Below are 15,950 nucleotides of genomic sequence, written 5' to 3' on the forward strand. Positions count from 1 at the left end.
AGGTGAAAAGATTGGAAAAAATCGTGTTACCTCCCCGTTTTCCGGAGACGATCTGCGGGGTGTACGGAGAAGAGGGGCAAAAGTGGCTGGAACAGCTCGGCCTTTTACTCCAGGTATGTGAACACAGGTGGGCGCTGGAAATCCAGTATGAAACACCTTACACGCTCAGCTACAACTACGTCACACCGGTCGTACTCCCTGGTGGTGCGCCAGCCGTACTAAAGCTTGGTGTGCCAGGCAAATACCGAGATCGAAGCCCTGAGCATGTTCGCAGGAGAGGGAATGGTGCGGCTCCTGGACGCTGATCCCGACCAGGGCCTTATGCTGCTGGAGAAGGTCATGCCTGGCGTGACGCTGGATGCTGTAGGGCAGGAGGAAGAACAGACGAGGGCTGCGGTGGAGGTCCTCGGCAGACTGCGTAGAACCAACTCAGCCTCAGCGTTGTTCCCGACCGTTGCAGACTGGTTCGAAGGTCTGGGGCGGATGCGCGAGCATTTTCACGGAGGAACAGGACCCTTGCCGGAAAAACTGGTCGAGCTGGCTGAAGCATGGTCTGCCAAGCTGATCTCCACGATTCGAGAGCCCCGGCTGCTGCATGGCGATCTGCATCACGGAAATATCCTGTCAGCTGCCCGTGAACCGTGGCTGGCGATTGATCCCAAAGGGGTGATCGGGGAGACAGAGTATGAATGCATCGCCTATTTGCGCAATCATCTACCAAAAGGTGATGAACAGGATACGCTGCGAAGACGTGTCGAGCATCTGGTGAAAGGACTGGATGTGCAGCGGGATAGAGTGCTGGCTTGGGGACTCAGTCATTCCATCCTCTCAGCTTGGTGGCATCTCGGGGAAAATACAGAAGGCTGGGAAGACGCCGTCCGGCAGGCTGAATGGTTTGAGCTTTTATTAAAGCATACATAGAAGTAGCCTACATGGGGAAAAACACCTGGCTCTGTCACGAATGACAGGGACCAGGTGTTTTTTGCATGGATGCTAGTCAATACTCCGGCTCTTAAGTACGATTGAAATTAATGGGGATAGTGAATCACCATGCTTACACGGGTAATGGAATCCCCAGAGTTATGGTACACATGATGCCGGTCCGCCTTGAAGCGTATGGATTCACCGACTTTTACTGTAAATTCCTCGGATTCCGCCCAGGAATAAATAAAGTATGGATCAGACACTACCGTTGTCTAATCTTGAATAAATTCTTTAATGGAGGAGCTTGCACATCGCCGGCTCTTTTTGTCTTTATTGGGCATAATAACATCGGTCAATAATAGCAAGGGGGAGGGCATACATGTTTTTCTTCACGATTCTCATCATTTTGCTTGCAACCAAACTGGCCGGAGACCTCAGTGTTCGATTAGGTATGCCGGCCGTAGTCGGAAAGCTAATCATCGGAGTGATCATCGGTCCTGCCATTTTCAGCTGGGTAGAAAACTCGGAAATCATTGATGAATTGAGCGAAATCGGTGTTTTGCTGTTGATGTTTATTGCCGGACTGGAGACAGACATCGACGAGCTTAAACGCTCGTTCAAATCTTCAACAGCCGTAGCAATCGGTGGAATAATTCTTCCCTTTGTAGGTGGCTACTTAGTCGGTACAGCGATTGGAATGGAGCCCTCGCACGTCATTTTTTTAGGCTTACTGTTATCGGCAACCTCAGTCAGTATATCCGTGCAATCCTTAAAGGAACTCAATATGCTGAATAGTCGGGAAAGCACCACCATATTGGGAGCCGCGATCCTGGACGATATTCTCGTGGTTATTCTTCTTGCGTTCGTTATGAGTATTTATAGCGGCGAAGAAGTCAATTTGATGCTTGTAATTAGCAAGAAATTTATATTTTTCATTATCGCTGGATTGATGATTTGGAAGGGCGCAAAATGGTTTATGAAATGGCTTGCTCCTCTCCGTGTAACCGAGTCGGTTATAAGCGCTGGATTGATCGTATGCTTCTTACTGGCCTTTGTCGCTGAAGAGTTGGGCGTAGCTGGCATAATCGGTGCGTTTGCGGCTGGATTGGCCATTTCGCAAACGAAGTATAAAGAAGAAGTGGAGCATAAGCTGGAACCAATCGCCTATGCGATTTTTGTACCCATTTTCTTCGTTAGTGTCGGCTTCTCTGTTTCCTTTGAAGGACTTGGCGAACACTTAGGGTTGATTGCTGTTTTGTCCGTAATTGCTATTCTTACCAAGCTGCTTGGCTCGGGATTGGGAGCAAGACTTACGGGTTTTTCGACACGTTCCTCTTTAGGGATTGGTTCAGGCATGGTGTCGCGCGGGGAAGTGGCATTGATCATTGCAACGATCGGCATGGAGAGCGGGCTGCTGAATCCCGATTACTTCACAATTTTGGTTATTGTGGTTATCTTGACCACATTGATTACGCCCTTCCTGTTGAAGATTATCTTCCGGGGACAGACGGCAACACGAGAGTATGACGATGCCTAAATAACGCCTAAAGGCTTTGACGAGTGGATTGAAGCTTATTTGCTGTCTATTCAGCAAACGGGATTGTTCGTTCAATAAAAACAGCGGAAGTCTAAGACTTTGATTTCATCTCTTAGATCTCCGCTGTTTATTTTTAGGGTTCCGTCTAAAACTTTATTTTCATAGAACATCCCCAGCTTTTCTACTGATCGAAATCCACCTTGTCCAAGGATACGATCTTGGTTTTTTTGCCCCATCTATACCCGAGCCAAACGATCAGGAAGAGCGGCAGTCCGATGTAGGATACAAGAACGCCGTACCAGTCGATCGTATCACCCATGAACGCTCCGTAATTCTGTCCGATAATCACGATCATACAGATGATGAAAGCAAAGATCGGGCCAAACGGGAACCATTTCGCGCGGTAAGGCAATTCGCTCAGGTCGCGTCCTTGAGCGACGTAAGCCTTGCGAAAACGGTAGTGGCTGACAGCAATTCCGAGCCAGGCGATAAAGCCGGACATCCCGGATGCATTCAACAGCCAGACGTAGACGACACCATCTCCGAACAGGGAAGCCAGGAAGGCGAAGGCACCAATCAATGCGGTCAGGATCAGGGAGTTGATCGGCACACCATTCCGTGTGAGCTTGGCAAAAATCTTCGGCGCTTTGCCATCCTTCGCCAGATTCCAGAGCATACGTGTAGAGGCGTACATCCCCGAGTTTCCGGCTGACAGAACCGATGTGAGAATGACTGCATTCATGACAGACGCTGCAAAGGCAAAGCCAGCTTTTTCAAAAACGATGGTAAATGGACTGATCGCGATGTCGGTCAGTTCCCCGCTGATCAGATTGGGATTGTCGTAAGGAACCAGAAGACCGATGATCAGGATCGCCAAAATGTAAAAAAGCAGGATGCGCCAAAAGATCTGGCGAATGGCTCTCGGGATATTGCGAGCGGGGTCTTCACTTTCCCCTGCCGCGACACCGACCAGCTCTGTTCCCTGAAACGAGAACCCGGCAATCATAAAGACCCCCAACATGGCCATGAAGCCACCGCTAAACGGAGCGTCTCCTTTGGTGAAGTTTTCGAATCCGACTGCTTCACCGCCCATGATGCCAAAAATCATCAGTATCCCAAAAATGATAAAGAGAATGACCGTTACTACTTTGATCAAAGCAAACCAATATTCGGATTCACCGTACCCTTTTACAGATAATAGATTCAATCCAAACATAAGCAGGAGGAACAAGGCACTCCAGATCATCGATGGCACGTCAGGCAGCCAGTATTTCATGATCAGTGCTGCGGCCGACAGCTCGACAGCGATCGTGATTGCCCAGTTGTACCAGTAGTTCCAGCCCAGTGCAAAACCCAGAGATGGGTCGACGAACTTGGTCGCGTACGTACTGAAGGAGCCTGAAACTGGCATGAAGGATGCCATCTCTCCCAGACTGGTCATCAAAAAGTAAACCATGATACTGATGGCTATATAGGCGACTAAAGCTCCGCCCGGCCCGGCAGAGTGAATAGAGCCGCCGCTCGCGAGGAAAAGCCCCGTCCCGATGGAGCCGCCGATGGCAATCATCGACAGGTGGCGGGCTTTCAATCCTCGATTGAGTTGCTGTTGATTCGACATGATGATGAAACACGACCTTTCGCTGGGACATTTTTCTGGAAGGAAGGTCGGAAACGAAAAACCGCCTTTAGCCAAGTATTGGCCAAGGGCGGTATAATCCAATCCCCACCAAACCTTCACGGAAGATAGCTCAACACGTTAGCTTAGACAGGCAAACGTGACAGTTCTGTCCCTTTCGGGTACAGCCCCAGCCCGCTTGTACAAAAGATACACCGCAGGCTTCGGCAGCTTTTCCCTCATCTGTAGTCCTGGATCTCTTTTGAATCTCGTACAGAATCCTATAAAAGCCGCGACCTCTATCCTCATCGTGAAAGATGAGGATATCATGTATGAAATTATTTTACTCATAAAGTATATAAAAAATTTGATTGAAATCAAGTGTTTAGTCAGATGTATATATTTCAAGTAAATATGAAAAAGGCACCCTAGAAAGGATGCCTTTACAATCGATTTACAATTTTGGCTGAATCAAGCCGATGCCAAGGCCGACCGGATCGACGAGATAGGCGAGATAGAAAGCGTCGAACTCCATTTTATCCCGGACGATTTGAGCACCGTTCTCGACTGCGGTCTTGATTGTCGCATCGATTGACGCAACCTCAATGACGATTCGCGTCCCGTGGGGGTAATCCTGGGGACCTTGTGCTATCCCGCCGTTGATTCCCGCTTCTTGATCGGAGCCTGTCGTGACCTCGCGATAGCCCCAATGTGGTGCTGCCACCTGCCAGCCAAATACAGCAGAGTAAAAAGCGGAAGCCCGTTCAGGGTCCTGACTGTTCAACTCAAAGAGAACAACTCGAGACATTCTATATCCTCCCTTCGAAAAACTTAATTATTTGCATATTCGAGGGAGGTTCTGGAAAATCCTTCAAGAGCGTTGGGCTGGCCATGAACCCTGGAGTTTGCGCAACTGTACAATTTGCCCGGTGTGGAAGGCGTCATGCAGGACCAGACTCATGGCACTTTTGAGGATGGAATGCGTAGGCAGGGCTTGATGAAGCTCTTCTTCGGTCAAGGAGGAGAGTTTATCAAAGATTTCCCGATTTACTTGCTCCATGCGTTGCAGGGTGGCTTGCCAGGCGTCGTTGTCATCGGCACTTCCAGATGGAGCAAACGTGTCTTCATTGGAAGTGTCTTCAGGAGATAATCTCGAACCAGACAGGCGTTGTAAAAAGCGTTCTTTGTAGAACAGTAGATGGCTCAGGTTTTCCCAGATCGTATTGCATGCTTCTCCAGCTGGCTTCCAGCTGGCCTGAGCAGCATCGAGACCGGATACGGCATCGCGCAATGGCGGATACCAGTCTTCCTGGTCATAGGCACACGTCCATTCATGCAAGAGCAACTCTTTGACGTTCATCAGTCTCCTCCTCATTTGTGTAGCATCTGGTTTACAGGTAAGATACTAGTTGAGATTGTAACCACTAAATTGATATTTGATGGTTACAATTGGAATATACCATTTGTTGGTGTATCATGCAAGGAAAAGGAAAATGGGTCTATGGAGTGGGATGGGGGAACTCAAATGGAGAGTCTATGCATTGATTTTTTGAACAGTGACTGGCGTGATTGGCGTGGTTCCGGACGCAGGGAGGACAGGCTGAGAAAGACAGAGTGGCTTCAGTCCTTTTTGGAAGCATGGGGACTGCAGGCTCCATTACCGCATTCTACAGATGATCCCCAGATCGCGGAACTAGTGGAGCTTCGCATATCCCTGCGGCGGATGGTGGAGGCAGTAGCGAGGGGAGAAGACATCACTTCCGAAGACTTGGCGGAGCTGAACCGGGTGATGGCGATGGCTCCGTCGCATCAACGGATTGAGCTGCGGGAGAATGAGTACCGGCTGGAGCAGGTGAGCGACACCATGGGCTGGAATCTGGTCATGGCACGGATCGTGGAATCCTTTGCCGATCTCCTCGTTCACCAGGAGAAGCGCAGGCTGAAAATATGTGACAATCAGGATTGCCAATGGGTATACTACGACGAAAGCCGCAACCGGGTCCGCCGCTGGTGCGATGACAAGGCATGCGGCAACCTGATGAAAGTGCGCCGCTTTCGCGAGCGACAAAAAGAAAAGGGGGAAGCGTAAAGATCGCTTCCCCCTTTTTTGCTTGAACTGTTCAAATAGCGATCAAAATAAGAGAAGAAGGCCATTCAAAGTATACGAGCAGCACGGAAATGAGGGATGACGATGAGTCGATTTCGGCGGCGATGGGTGCAGGGGCTGATCCTGGTCTTGCTTGTTGCGGCTTGCCTAGCCATCTGGTATCTGCGTCCATACCCGGTTGAGGAAGCGGCGATGCAAGCCATGCAGGGAGGAGAAGGTATCACTGTCACGGATACAGGAGAGTGGATCATTTTAGAGGGAGGAAAAAACTACGATCCAGCGATTATTCTTTATCCGGGTGCAAGGGTCAAATCAGAGAGCTATGCACCTTTGGCAAGACTTCTGGCCGGGTACGGTCACCGGGTGTTCATCGCACGGATGCCGTTTCAACTGGCTGTTACCGATTTTCAGCGAGCGGATCAGTTGATCAAAAATCTGCCGAATCAGTCGTTCGTCATCGGAGGTCACTCCCTTGGTGGGGCGATGGCAAGCCGCTATGCTTCGCTGCACCCGGATCGGTTTGAAGGTGTTTTTTTCCTGGGAGCCTATCCCGATCGCAAAGGAGATCTCCGTGAGACAGAATTGCCGGTACTCTCCTTGCTGGGCTCGCGGGATGGCATCGTCAATCGGGAGCATTACGAAAAGGGCAAGACGTACTTGCCCGAAGAGACCGTATACATGAGTATCGAAGGAGGGAACCACGCTCAGTTTGGCAGCTACGGGGTACAGGAAGGGGATCATCCAGCCGCCATTACGCCCCAGGAGCAGTGGCAGCAGACAGCGGCAGCGCTGGAGCAGTGGATGCTGCTCTCCCATTTGCGTTGAGACTTACCACTGCTTCGCCGCATGCAGGACCGGATTGAAGATGATTCCGGAGACCACACCGGTGATGCGAATGTTCTCAGAAGGCAAAAGAATCGCTGCATCTCCTGCACGAGTCGTGGTAAATGTACATTCATGCGGATTCACATCTGTAGCAATCCGAACGATGAATTCTCCTTCTCGTCTGATGAGGACAGGCCTGTCCTTGACGGGTTCCAGGGAATGGTCTGCGATCAAGAGCGCATCACCTGGCATGATTCCTAGTCCCTGCAATCCATCGTCCCGCATGATCAGGGCAAAGCGCGCCACATGATAGCTGGCAACCAGCAGGAAGGACGAGAGGGAGAGCTGTTCATCTGCTTCGATGTTCATCTCGAAAAAGTGCGAGCTGTATGCATCGCCGGCAACAAATACGTGCTTCATCCTATCTCCCTTTTTCTGTTTGTTAGTGTGGCTACATATAGACGGGGAAGCCCTTGTCGTGCATCCGGGCAAGAAAGCGATCATAGCGTTGTTTGGCCAAGGGAAGCGGGACGTGAAAAAGCTGAGCAAGATAGTGGTGGGCATCGTAGCGAGGCACTCCGATGAGTAGAGGGCCAACCATGTAAAATGGCATCAGCACATGCTCAGCGAAGTGATTGGCTTGTGCTTCCTGCCATTCGATCATCCACTCGGTGTTTTGTGGCTGAATGCCTTCATGCAAGAGTAGATGTCCCCATTCATGTGCGATTTTGACCCGTTGCTCGGCAGCTTCCAGCCGTTCATCGATGGCGATGATAGAGCGATTTGGATAAATCGGATGGGCGTGTGTTCGACTTCGCCCATTGATCATCTGGATTTCAATTCTATAGGTGGAACATAGCTGATGCAGGTCTATTTGCTCTGGCGTTCGGATCCCATGATGCTGCAAGAGGAGATACACCCGATCCTCCAGCCAGGTTTGCGGTTCGCTGATCTTTTTCAAAATGGATTCGATTCTGATCACCCCTTGAATTCTCCAACAAAGAGAACGAATGTTCGTGTATTCTTGAAAAAGAAAACCCCAGCTGCTGGGGGTGTATACCTATATTTTACTTATTTGCACAAAAAAGCAAAGGAAATTCTTAATCCCGCTTTTTCAAATCTTCGGTGATTTCAAAGAGAGAAGGTGGGCGAGATTCTTTTACCTTGTGCTCTTTCCATTGCTTCTTCAGGTTGTACCAATATCGCCGGATTTCTTTTTTTTCTTCTGCAGAAGCGTCCAGATACCCGTCTAGAAAGAAATAGTCGTCCGGGTCTTCTATCTTTTCTTGCAGAAGCTCGTCCAGCGAACGGCGCTGTGCGGGAACGGCTGGAGCATAGAAGATGTTCTCATCCGTGCGACCTAACAACCAGTCGATTGAGATGTGCAGGACAGTAGCCAAATTCATCAGCATCTCATTGGAGGGAGTGCTGTGGTTATTCTCATAATTGCTGATGGTGGCTTTGGTCGTCGACACCCGCTCTGCCAAATCCTCCTGTGTCAGTCCTTGTGCCTTGCGGGCTGCACGTAATCGCTGCGCTAGCATGTGTGCGCCAGTCCTTTCTGTGGATCTACAAGCATATTGTACCGAAGCATGTGGAAAAAAGGAAGAAAAGAAGAGCAAACGGAACGGATCCTTGAAGAGAGAAAAGAAGGAGGAAATTGTCATTGAAAAGTAGAAAAAAGACTTGCAAATAGATTATGATTATGTCAAAGTACACTTCATCAAAAAGGGGAACAACGCAATGTTTAACGAACGGAAAGCGTTGCAGATGACATTACAGGCACTACTGGACCAACGAATGGTACTACGCAGGCAATATGTAGATCAGGACAAGCAACTCGGTGCCGACATCAAGCAGCTGCTGATGAGAATTCGTGAATTAGATTCGGAAGAAGGAATGGGCGCAAGCGAATATGCAGATGAGGCAGCGGCGGCAGCGGAAGAAATTCCAGCAGATGTCCTCCAACGGATAAAGGTGCGAAAGGCGCATATTCGCCACGATTATCAGATCGTAGCGGAGCAAATCAAGGAAATCTTGGGGGAGCACATGTCTCCGATGTCATTGGGAGAATTATGTGATGTATTGAAAGAGCGGCACGGTGTCGAGTTTTCCAGTCCCTACATCGGCGTTCAAAAAACGTTGAAGCTGCTCCCGCAAGTGAAAGTCGAAAAGTCAGGAAGAAAGCTGATATTTTCTTTGTAAAAAACGATTTCAAGAAGACGCAACAAGGGCGATCAGAAAGTTTATTTGCGCTAAAGCGCTCAATGTTTAGCGGAAGATAGTATAAGTACAACTAAGGCTACGCCAAAAGATTGGCGTAGCCAAGTTTTCTGATGAGAAGGTTATTGCAAGAATGCTTTGAGCATCCAGTTGTGTTTTTCCAGTCCACCTCGGATGGCCAAGAGCATGTCATACGTTTCTTCATCATCGGCCTGATCGGCAATTTCCATCGCTTGTTTCAGCTCTTCCACCATGGTGGAGAAATCGTTGACCAGGCTTTGCACCATTTGTTCGGCCGTTTCTTCACCAGTCGCTTCGGCGATGCTGGCAACTTTCAAACTGCCGGAAAGCGTGGCTACAGGTTTGCCTCCCAAAGTCAGGACACGCTCGGCCAATTCGTCAATATGGGCAGCCGCTTCGGTGTAGAACTCTTCAAATTTCGGATGCAGGGTGAAAAAGTGAGGACCTGTTACATACCAGTGGTAGTTGTGAAGTTTGGTAAAAAGAACGGTCCAGTTGGCAATTTGTTTATTTAAAGCTTCAAAAAGTTTGTTTTCCATAGTAGAATCTCTCCTTTTTAATAATAATTATTTATTTATAATTATTATAATCTATTTCAGGAAAATGTCAATAGAAATCGCTTATTCCTTCACATGCATGGCTAGATTGCCCGCCCAGATCGATCCCGTTAATCCGCCAAAAACTTGGGCTCCCCGTTAAAAATCCACTCATTCGCGCGACCTCCTTTTGACTTTGAAAACAGCTGTTCCGATCCGTTTGATTCGGCAAATTGCTGTTCCCGGGAAGTAATCGGTATCATCCATAATACATTGACAGGATCACCCGCCACGAGCGGAAAAGGAATAGCCGGAGCATTTTCTGGCTTTGCGAGCAGAATCGAAGTAAACAGATTGTTCACCTGACTGATCTCTTGGCACGGAATGGTGTGTCCTTGGGCAAGGAAAGTCAAATAAGACCAAGGCAGAGAGGTTTGTCCGCTTATATAGGCAAGCAGCTGACTCTCGTTTTTGGCCAGCCAGTGGGTTTCACATGCAAAAGCAAGTTCAAATCTGCGCAAGCGTTCCGGTGTCTCCGTATACTGCTCGACCTTGGGCTGGGGCACGAGAGAGACCCCGAGCGTTACGACATAGGTGACATTTCCTTTCTCGATCGTCACCATTGCCTTCGGTGGCCAGTGCCCGCCATCGATCCCGTAATACTTGCTCACCGGACCCAAAACAGAGGTGATGGCGTCCAAATATTGCGGCTGCATGTCTTGCCAAGGGTTTTCGTCTCAGCTGGCTTTGTCCGTCAATGCGGAACAGGGCTTGAATACCATATTTGGAGATTCATAACAAAAAGCCCATTGTTTACATACGTTTACCTGAAAGAAGGACTCAGAATGAATCAATGTACCATGCACGTATCCATTCAGCAGCAACAGAAGGTTACAGATGCCATCCTTCAAGCTTTTCGTGTGAAGGAGCAAGAGGCTGTCCCTCAAGAGAAATGAGCTGAGGGGACAGTCTCTTTTTGTTCTACTAGGGGAGGTATGCTCGCCCAAAGGATATTGGACTCATCGCTGGACAGGCATGCTGTGATTTTTGGATGAAGCTCTCGTCCATGGCGTTCCGAGATAGGAGAGCGCCCAGCGGTCCAAGCCGTACCAACCGGCTACCTTCCAAGCCATGACGAGCCAGGTGGCAAAAACAAAGAGCAGCGGATTGGTGCTGACCGTCCCTGCGAAAAGAAAGCTGACGTTCATCAAGCCGCCGAAAAAAGCTGCGATTCCTGTCAGTAGGCCGAGAATCAAGCCCAGGCCGACAAGCACTTCTCCGTAGGCCACCATGAAACCGAACAGCTTGGCGTTGGGCAATACGGCATTTTCCAAAAACCAGGCATACCAGGAGGATACATCCTTGCCTTCTGCTGCTTTAGCCAGCGATCCTTGCACGAATCCTTGGACAGCTTCACCTGCCTTATCACCCGTCCAGGCATCGGATTGGACTTTTTTCCACCCGGCTGTGAGCCAGGCATATCCGACATACAGCCTGATGAGCAGCCAAAGCCAAGCCGATTTGGTGCTGGTAAACAGGAAATGTGAAACAGGATTTTCAGGAATAATGATTTCACTTTTCGATGATTGACGCATTTTCTGCATACCCCATTCCTCCTTAATATGGATTGAATCATTATCCTGATGAGGATATTAATTCCAGTTAATCGTATCATAAAGGTCGGCATATCGGTGTAGTTTGGAGCAGAAGTTCACGAGTCGTTCATTGACACTATTAGTAACGTGTTAACGGTATTTCTTCTACATGCATGTTCGTTCTCAATTTTGAGAAAAGATTCTCATTTGAAGTCCATTTTTCTCGCGTTTCTATGCTTTTTCCGCACTTCTCTGGGTCCATTGCGGATGGCATCGTTCTTGCTTTGATAAAAGAATGAAAATAGAGACCAAGGAAGGTGGATATGATGCATCATAAATCCCGTGAAGAGTCGCTGGCTATGGCAACAGAGATGCTGGAATTGATTGAGAGCGAGACGCTTACGATTGAACAGAAGAAAAAAATCGTTTCAGATTCCGTGGAGAACTTCACCAATCACGTAACCAAGGCGATCCTGACACACCGCAAATCCGTCTCTACCGACTTCTCCGTCGTAGAGTGGGAGGATGAAGGAGCCGTATTTCGCGACACGATGGGCGACGAGTACGTCGATTGTCTCGGCGGCTACGGCGTCTATCTGTTGGGCCATCGCCATCCCAATGTAGTCAGGGCGGTTGAAGCACAGCTCAAGCGCTACGCCCTGCACAGTCAGGAGATGGTCGATCCTCTGCGCGGCTACCTATCCAAGCTGGTCGCAGCCATTACACCAGGGGATCTGCAGCACACCTATCTGGTCAATTGTGGTACGGAAGCAAATGAAATGGCCTTGAAGCTGGCTCGTTTGGCGACAGGGAAGAAATACTTTATTTCGATGGAGCGAGGCTTCCACGGCAAAACGATGGGCTCATTGTCCGCGTCTGGCAAATCGACGTTCCGCGAGCCATACTCGCCACTTGTTCCCGGATTCCAGCACGTTCCATACGGCGATGCCGATGCGGTCGATCAGGCGATTCGCATGCTGATCGCGACTGGAGAGACCGTCGCAGGAGTCATCGTGGAACCGATTCAGGGAGAAGGCGGCGTCAACATTCCACCTGATGATTTCCTGCCTCGTCTGCGCGAGATTTGCGACAGTTACGAATGCCTCTTGATCGTCGATGAAGTACAGACGGGGATGGGACGCACAGGCACCATGTTTGGTGTCGATCACTGGAATGTCGTACCGGACATCATGACGTTGGGCAAGGCGTTCGGCGGTGGCGTGATGCCGATTGCCGCGATGGTCGCAAAGAAAAAATGGTGGGGCAAAATGGAAGAGAACCCCTTCCTGTTAGGTTCATCCACCTTTGGTGGAAATCCGCTGTGCTGCGCGGGAGCGATCGCGGGAATCAAGACGATTCTCGAAGACAACATTCCGCAAGTGGCCAAGGAAAAAGGCGATTACATCATGCAGCGCTTGGATGAAATCAAGCAGCAGTACCCAGAAGTACTGGTTGCGGTACGCGGCAAAGGCTTGCTGATCGGCATGGAATTCGCCAACAACAGCCTGGGCTATACGCTGGCCAAAATGCTGTTCATCAAGAAAATTCTCGTCGGCGGTACGATCAACAACGCGACCGTCATCCGGATTGAGCCGCCAGCCGTAATCAGCTACGAGCAACTGGATTACGTGCTTGCCTGCATCGAGGAAGGGATTGCCCAGCTGGCGAAAGAAATGAAAGTAGCCCGTTAATCAGGAGCGTGCGAGAAAGGAGGCTTGGCTGATGACACACAAGGCAAACCGACTTTTTATCAATGGGGAATGGGTCGCTTCTTCCTCAGGAGAAACGTTTGAGGTACGCAATCCCGCAAATGGTAAGGTGATCGCCCTGGCGGCAAAAGGAACGCGTGAAGACACGAAGCGAGCCATCGAGGCAGCGCGTTATGCGTTCGATGAAGGCGGTTGGGGGGGGAGCAAAGCACGGGATCGGGCCGAGCTGCTGTGGAAGGTAGCGGATCTGATCGAAGCGCGCGCAGAGGAGTTTGCCCAGACAGATACCCGCAACAACGGCAAGCCATTGCGTGAATCCCGCTATGACGTGACGGATGCTGTCAACCAGTTTCGTTACTATGCCGGACTTTGCACCAAACCGCAGGGACAGACCTATGATGTCCCGGATGAGATTCAAGCGATGGTCGTTCGCGAGCCCATCGGTGTCGTAGGCGCCATCACCTGCTGGAACTACCCGTTGGTGATGAACGCGCAAAAAGTGGCACCCGCACTGGCAGCCGGGAACACCCTGGTCTTGAAACCGGCTGATCTGACGCCACTAACGACCATCATGCTGTTTGAATGTTTGGAACAGGCCGGATTTCCACCTGGAGTAGTCAACCTGGTCACGGGACCGGGAAGCGTCGTCGGAGATGAGATCTCCCGCAATGAGCTGGTAGACAAGGTAGCCTTTACCGGAGGCACCGAGACCGGGATCGCCATCATGAAAAATGCAGCAGACACGGTGAAAAAGCTCTCCTTGGAGCTGGGAGGCAAGTCACCCAATATCGTCTTCGCCGATGCTGATTTTGAGACCGCCGTCGATTATGCGCTGTTTGCGATCTTTGCCAATCAAGGGGAGGTGTGCTCCGCTGGCTCCCGGCTGATTCTGGAGGAAAGCATTTACGAGCCATTCGTCGCTCGTTTGGTGGAGCGTGCACAAAAAATCGTAGTAGGCGACGGGGCCGATCCCGAGACGGAAATGGGGCCACTGATCTCAGCAGAGCATATGGAGCGGGTGCTTTCCTATATCCAACTCGGACGTGACGAAGGAGCGCAGCTTCTCTGCGGAGGAAATCGACTGACAGATCAAGGCAGAGAAAATGGCTACTACATCGAGCCCACGATATTCGCGGCCGATCGCAATGATCTGAGAATCGTGCAGGAGGAGATCTTTGGTCCGGTCCTCGTCGTGCAGAAATTCTCGACAGAGCAGGAGGCGATCCGTCTGGCTAACAGCACGAAATACGGTTTGGCTGGAGCGGTTTTTACCAGTGACGGGGCAAAAGCGCAACGCGTCATCCGAAAGCTGCGGGCAGGAATTACCTGGATCAACACGTATCATCCTACTTTCAACGAAGCGCCTTGGGGCGGGTACAAGATGAGCGGCATCGGACGCGAGCTAGGGACCTTCGGCTATGAGGCGTACACAGAGGTCAAGCAGATCAATGTGAATCTGCAGGTACAGCCGAGTGGTTGGTTTCGCAATTAAGAGAATGACGGAATCACATTTTATATCTACATTTATGCAAATCCATCAGGTAACGCTGCTGATGAAGGAGGACAAGCGGCTAGTACGGGCGGCCAAAATGCGGACCAAGGAGGTCAAGCAGCAGACAGAGGCGGTCAGAATGCCTATCAAGGCGGTAAAATGGCAGACCGTGGAGCGCAAAATGCCGACCAGGGCGGCGTAAATGTCGATGACATTGACTTAGAATTGTAAGCAAAGAAAAGCAGAAGCCCGGGGATGCCCTGGCTTCTGCTTTTCATTATTGAGAACTCTTTACTTCAGACCAGACGCGGTCGTACAGCTTGATTGCGTCACCGATATCCATTACCGTCTCTACCTTTTTCATTTCTTCTTCAGGTAGGTAGATGGCAATGTTGCTCATGATTTCCTTGTCAATCATCGGGTGAGCGGCCTTGTTCGGGTTGATGTATGGGAAGGACTGCGAGATTTCGGCACTGATTTCCGGTTCCAGCAGGAAGTTGATGAAGGCCTCCGCTGTTTTTTTGTGTTTGGCGCCGGCAGGGATGACGAAGTTGTCGAAGGAAATCATCAGGCCTTCCTTGGGCAGCACGGTTTTGAATTGCGGTTTTTCACGCTGGGCCAAGGCGATCTCCGCGCCCCACACGAAGGCGACGTTCACTTCGCCATTGACCATCAAGGTCTTGGGACTGTCGCTGTCAAAAGCCTTGATATTGGGCATCAACGCGAGCATTTTTTGCTTGGCTTCCTCCAGCTTGGCAGGATCGGTTTCATTGCCTGAATAACCAAGTGTCTTCAGTACCATGCCGAGAATAAAGCGCTGGTCGTCTACCATCACGATCTGTCTTTGCAGCTCCGGTTTCCACAAGTCAGCTAGGCTTGTGATTTCTGTTTTGATATTGTCCGGATTGTATCCGAGCGATACCGTATTTCCCATGTAAGGAATGCTGTACTGATTGCCAGGATCGTGGTCCTTGTTAATGTACTCAGCGGCCAGGTTTTTGTAGTTGGGAATGTTGTTCAGATCAAGGGGTTGAATCATCCCTTCCTTGGCCATCGGTTGAATGTAGTAATCGCTGGCAACTGTCAGATCGTAAATGCCTTTGCCGACAGAAACCTTGGCCAGCATCTCCTCATTGGAGGAGAAGGTGCTGTAGTTGACCTTGACCCCATGCTTTTCTTCAAAATTTTTAATCACGGCTTCGGGTAGGTATTCAGACCAGTTGAATACGTTCAGTTCCTTGTCCAGCCCGTCTGCTGTTGTACCACCTGAAGTGGAGGATGAGCTACAGCCAGCAGTCACAGCCAACGCTACGGCTACTACAGAATACGCGATGGTTTTTTTCCAACTCTTTACCATTTTGGCCCC

The 15,950-nt window shown here is 50.1% G+C and carries 19 protein-coding genes and 1 riboswitch; of the genes, 9 read left to right on the forward strand and 10 right to left on the reverse strand.

Going from position 1 to position 15,950, the window contains the following annotated elements:
- The first annotated feature begins 11 nt into the window (after window positions 1-11).
- The 3 genes from EDM52_RS19155 to EDM52_RS19170 all read left to right on the forward strand — a co-directional run bounded on the left by EDM52_RS19155 (window position 12) and on the right by EDM52_RS19170 (window position 2,461).
- The gene (locus tag EDM52_RS19155; protein WP_122910557.1) at window positions 12-305 is read left to right on the forward strand and encodes a hypothetical protein; all 294 of its coding nucleotides are present in this window, start codon (window positions 12-14) and stop codon (window positions 303-305) included.
- Window positions 286-921 (forward strand): aminoglycoside phosphotransferase family protein, encoded by a 636-nt coding sequence (locus EDM52_RS19160; protein WP_183185196.1) that lies wholly within the window; start codon window positions 286-288, stop codon window positions 919-921. The genes EDM52_RS19155 and EDM52_RS19160 overlap by 20 nt, the downstream gene beginning before the upstream one ends.
- A 382-nt stretch (window positions 922-1,303) precedes the next feature.
- Entirely contained in the window at window positions 1,304-2,461 is a 1,158-nt protein-coding gene (locus EDM52_RS19170) for a cation:proton antiporter (protein WP_122910559.1), read from the forward strand.
- 181 nt (window positions 2,462-2,642) lie between these two features.
- On the opposite strand, the gene EDM52_RS19175 is transcribed toward EDM52_RS19170, so the two are convergent.
- The 3 genes from EDM52_RS19175 to EDM52_RS19185 form a co-directional block, all read right to left on the reverse strand.
- On the reverse strand, window positions 2,643-4,079 hold the full coding sequence (locus EDM52_RS19175) for an amino acid permease (protein WP_122910588.1): 1,437 nt from the start codon (window positions 4,077-4,079) through the stop codon (window positions 2,643-2,645).
- A gap of 118 nt (window positions 4,080-4,197) precedes the next feature.
- A riboswitch (Lysine riboswitch) is annotated at window positions 4,198-4,386 on the reverse strand.
- 144 nt (window positions 4,387-4,530) lie between these two features.
- Window positions 4,531-4,884, reverse strand: a complete 354-nt coding sequence (locus EDM52_RS19180; protein ID WP_122910560.1) for a VOC family protein — start codon at window positions 4,882-4,884, stop codon at window positions 4,531-4,533.
- Between the two features lie 63 nt (window positions 4,885-4,947).
- A complete protein-coding gene (locus EDM52_RS19185; RefSeq protein ID WP_122910561.1) occupies window positions 4,948-5,436 on the reverse strand; it encodes a DinB family protein in 489 nt (162 codons plus the stop codon).
- Window positions 5,437-5,601: 165 nt separating this feature from the next.
- On the opposite strand from EDM52_RS19185, the gene EDM52_RS19190 reads away from it, so the two are divergent.
- Together EDM52_RS19190 and EDM52_RS19195 are read left to right on the forward strand one after the other, a co-directional pair.
- Window positions 5,602-6,165, forward strand: coding sequence for a CGNR zinc finger domain-containing protein (locus tag EDM52_RS19190; protein WP_122910589.1), 564 nt, complete (start codon window positions 5,602-5,604; stop codon window positions 6,163-6,165).
- 102 nt (window positions 6,166-6,267) lie between these two features.
- Entirely contained in the window at window positions 6,268-7,008 is a 741-nt protein-coding gene (locus EDM52_RS19195; RefSeq protein WP_122910562.1) for an alpha/beta fold hydrolase, read from the forward strand.
- A gap of 3 nt (window positions 7,009-7,011) precedes the next feature.
- Here the strand turns inward: EDM52_RS19195 and EDM52_RS19200 are convergent, their stop codons facing one another.
- The 3 genes from EDM52_RS19200 to EDM52_RS19210 all read right to left on the reverse strand — a co-directional run bounded on the left by EDM52_RS19200 (window position 7,012) and on the right by EDM52_RS19210 (window position 8,552).
- Window positions 7,012-7,428, reverse strand: coding sequence for a LexA family transcriptional regulator (locus tag EDM52_RS19200; protein WP_122910563.1), 417 nt, complete (start codon window positions 7,426-7,428; stop codon window positions 7,012-7,014).
- 31 nt (window positions 7,429-7,459) lie between these two features.
- The gene (locus tag EDM52_RS19205) at window positions 7,460-7,990 is read right to left on the reverse strand and encodes an ImmA/IrrE family metallo-endopeptidase (protein ID WP_245997140.1); all 531 of its coding nucleotides are present in this window, start codon (window positions 7,988-7,990) and stop codon (window positions 7,460-7,462) included.
- A gap of 118 nt (window positions 7,991-8,108) precedes the next feature.
- Window positions 8,109-8,552, reverse strand: coding sequence for a helix-turn-helix domain-containing protein (locus EDM52_RS19210; RefSeq protein WP_122910564.1), 444 nt, complete (start codon window positions 8,550-8,552; stop codon window positions 8,109-8,111).
- Between the two features lie 199 nt (window positions 8,553-8,751).
- Here EDM52_RS19210 and EDM52_RS19215 point away from each other — a divergent pair, with 199 nt between their 5' ends.
- A complete protein-coding gene (locus EDM52_RS19215; RefSeq protein WP_122910591.1) occupies window positions 8,752-9,213 on the forward strand; it encodes a hypothetical protein in 462 nt (153 codons plus the stop codon).
- Window positions 9,214-9,353: 140 nt separating this feature from the next.
- Here EDM52_RS19215 and EDM52_RS19220 read toward each other — a convergent pair whose 3' ends face one another.
- From EDM52_RS19220 to EDM52_RS19230, 3 genes are all read right to left on the reverse strand, one after another.
- Complete coding sequence (locus tag EDM52_RS19220) at window positions 9,354-9,791, reverse strand: Dps family protein (RefSeq protein ID WP_122910565.1); 438 nt, start codon at window positions 9,789-9,791, stop codon at window positions 9,354-9,356.
- 128 nt (window positions 9,792-9,919) lie between these two features.
- A complete protein-coding gene (locus EDM52_RS19225; RefSeq protein ID WP_245997142.1) occupies window positions 9,920-10,504 on the reverse strand; it encodes a suppressor of fused domain protein in 585 nt (194 codons plus the stop codon).
- Window positions 10,505-10,807: 303 nt separating this feature from the next.
- The gene (locus EDM52_RS19230) at window positions 10,808-11,392 is read right to left on the reverse strand and encodes a DoxX family membrane protein (protein ID WP_245997145.1); all 585 of its coding nucleotides are present in this window, start codon (window positions 11,390-11,392) and stop codon (window positions 10,808-10,810) included.
- A 317-nt stretch (window positions 11,393-11,709) separates the two neighbouring features.
- Between EDM52_RS19230 and EDM52_RS19235 the strand changes: the two genes are divergently transcribed.
- The 3 genes from EDM52_RS19235 to EDM52_RS24795 are packed head-to-tail and all read left to right on the forward strand — an operon-like array spanning window position 11,710 to window position 14,786.
- Window positions 11,710-13,074: a putrescine aminotransferase gene (locus EDM52_RS19235; protein WP_122910593.1), complete on the forward strand. Its 1,365-nt coding sequence runs from the start codon at window positions 11,710-11,712 to the stop codon at window positions 13,072-13,074.
- 31 nt (window positions 13,075-13,105) lie between these two features.
- Complete coding sequence (locus EDM52_RS19240; RefSeq protein WP_122910566.1) at window positions 13,106-14,584, forward strand: aldehyde dehydrogenase family protein; 1,479 nt, start codon at window positions 13,106-13,108, stop codon at window positions 14,582-14,584.
- A 34-nt stretch (window positions 14,585-14,618) separates the two neighbouring features.
- Complete coding sequence (locus tag EDM52_RS24795) at window positions 14,619-14,786, forward strand: hypothetical protein (RefSeq protein ID WP_183185198.1); 168 nt, start codon at window positions 14,619-14,621, stop codon at window positions 14,784-14,786.
- A 75-nt stretch (window positions 14,787-14,861) separates the two neighbouring features.
- On the opposite strand, the gene EDM52_RS19245 is transcribed toward EDM52_RS24795, so the two are convergent.
- Entirely contained in the window at window positions 14,862-15,941 is a 1,080-nt protein-coding gene (locus tag EDM52_RS19245) for a polyamine ABC transporter substrate-binding protein (protein ID WP_122910567.1), read from the reverse strand.
- Between the last annotated feature and the right edge of the window lie 9 nt (window positions 15,942-15,950).

Origin of the sequence: Brevibacillus invocatus (assembly GCF_003710915.1) — a bacterium.
Lineage (GTDB): Bacteria > Bacillota > Bacilli > Brevibacillales > Brevibacillaceae > Brevibacillus > Brevibacillus invocatus.

Coding starts and splice junctions, on each gene's coding strand:
- EDM52_RS19180 (WP_122910560.1), bottom strand. CDS start 4,884: ATGTCTCGAGTTGTTCTCTTTGAGTTGAACAGTCAGGACCCTGAACGG.
- EDM52_RS19175 (WP_122910588.1), bottom strand. CDS start 4,079: ATGTCGAATCAACAGCAACTCAATCGAGGATTGAAAGCCCGCCACCTG.
- EDM52_RS19200 (WP_122910563.1), bottom strand. CDS start 7,428: ATGAAGCACGTATTTGTTGCCGGCGATGCATACAGCTCGCACTTTTTC.
- EDM52_RS19195 (WP_122910562.1), top strand. CDS start 6,268: ATGAGTCGATTTCGGCGGCGATGGGTGCAGGGGCTGATCCTGGTCTTG.
- EDM52_RS19190 (WP_122910589.1), top strand. CDS start 5,602: ATGGAGAGTCTATGCATTGATTTTTTGAACAGTGACTGGCGTGATTGG.
- EDM52_RS19220 (WP_122910565.1), bottom strand. CDS start 9,791: ATGGAAAACAAACTTTTTGAAGCTTTAAATAAACAAATTGCCAACTGG.
- EDM52_RS19245 (WP_122910567.1), bottom strand. CDS start 15,941: ATGGTAAAGAGTTGGAAAAAAACCATCGCGTATTCTGTAGTAGCCGTA.
- EDM52_RS24795 (WP_183185198.1), top strand. CDS start 14,619: ATGCAAATCCATCAGGTAACGCTGCTGATGAAGGAGGACAAGCGGCTA.
- EDM52_RS19185 (WP_122910561.1), bottom strand. CDS start 5,436: ATGAACGTCAAAGAGTTGCTCTTGCATGAATGGACGTGTGCCTATGAC.
- EDM52_RS19170 (WP_122910559.1), top strand. CDS start 1,304: ATGTTTTTCTTCACGATTCTCATCATTTTGCTTGCAACCAAACTGGCC.
- EDM52_RS19240 (WP_122910566.1), top strand. CDS start 13,106: ATGACACACAAGGCAAACCGACTTTTTATCAATGGGGAATGGGTCGCT.
- EDM52_RS19210 (WP_122910564.1), bottom strand. CDS start 8,552: ATGCTAGCGCAGCGATTACGTGCAGCCCGCAAGGCACAAGGACTGACA.
- EDM52_RS19225 (WP_245997142.1), bottom strand. CDS start 10,504: ATGCAGCCGCAATATTTGGACGCCATCACCTCTGTTTTGGGTCCGGTG.
- EDM52_RS19215 (WP_122910591.1), top strand. CDS start 8,752: ATGTTTAACGAACGGAAAGCGTTGCAGATGACATTACAGGCACTACTG.
- EDM52_RS19230 (WP_245997145.1), bottom strand. CDS start 11,392: ATGCAGAAAATGCGTCAATCATCGAAAAGTGAAATCATTATTCCTGAA.
- EDM52_RS19235 (WP_122910593.1), top strand. CDS start 11,710: ATGCATCATAAATCCCGTGAAGAGTCGCTGGCTATGGCAACAGAGATG.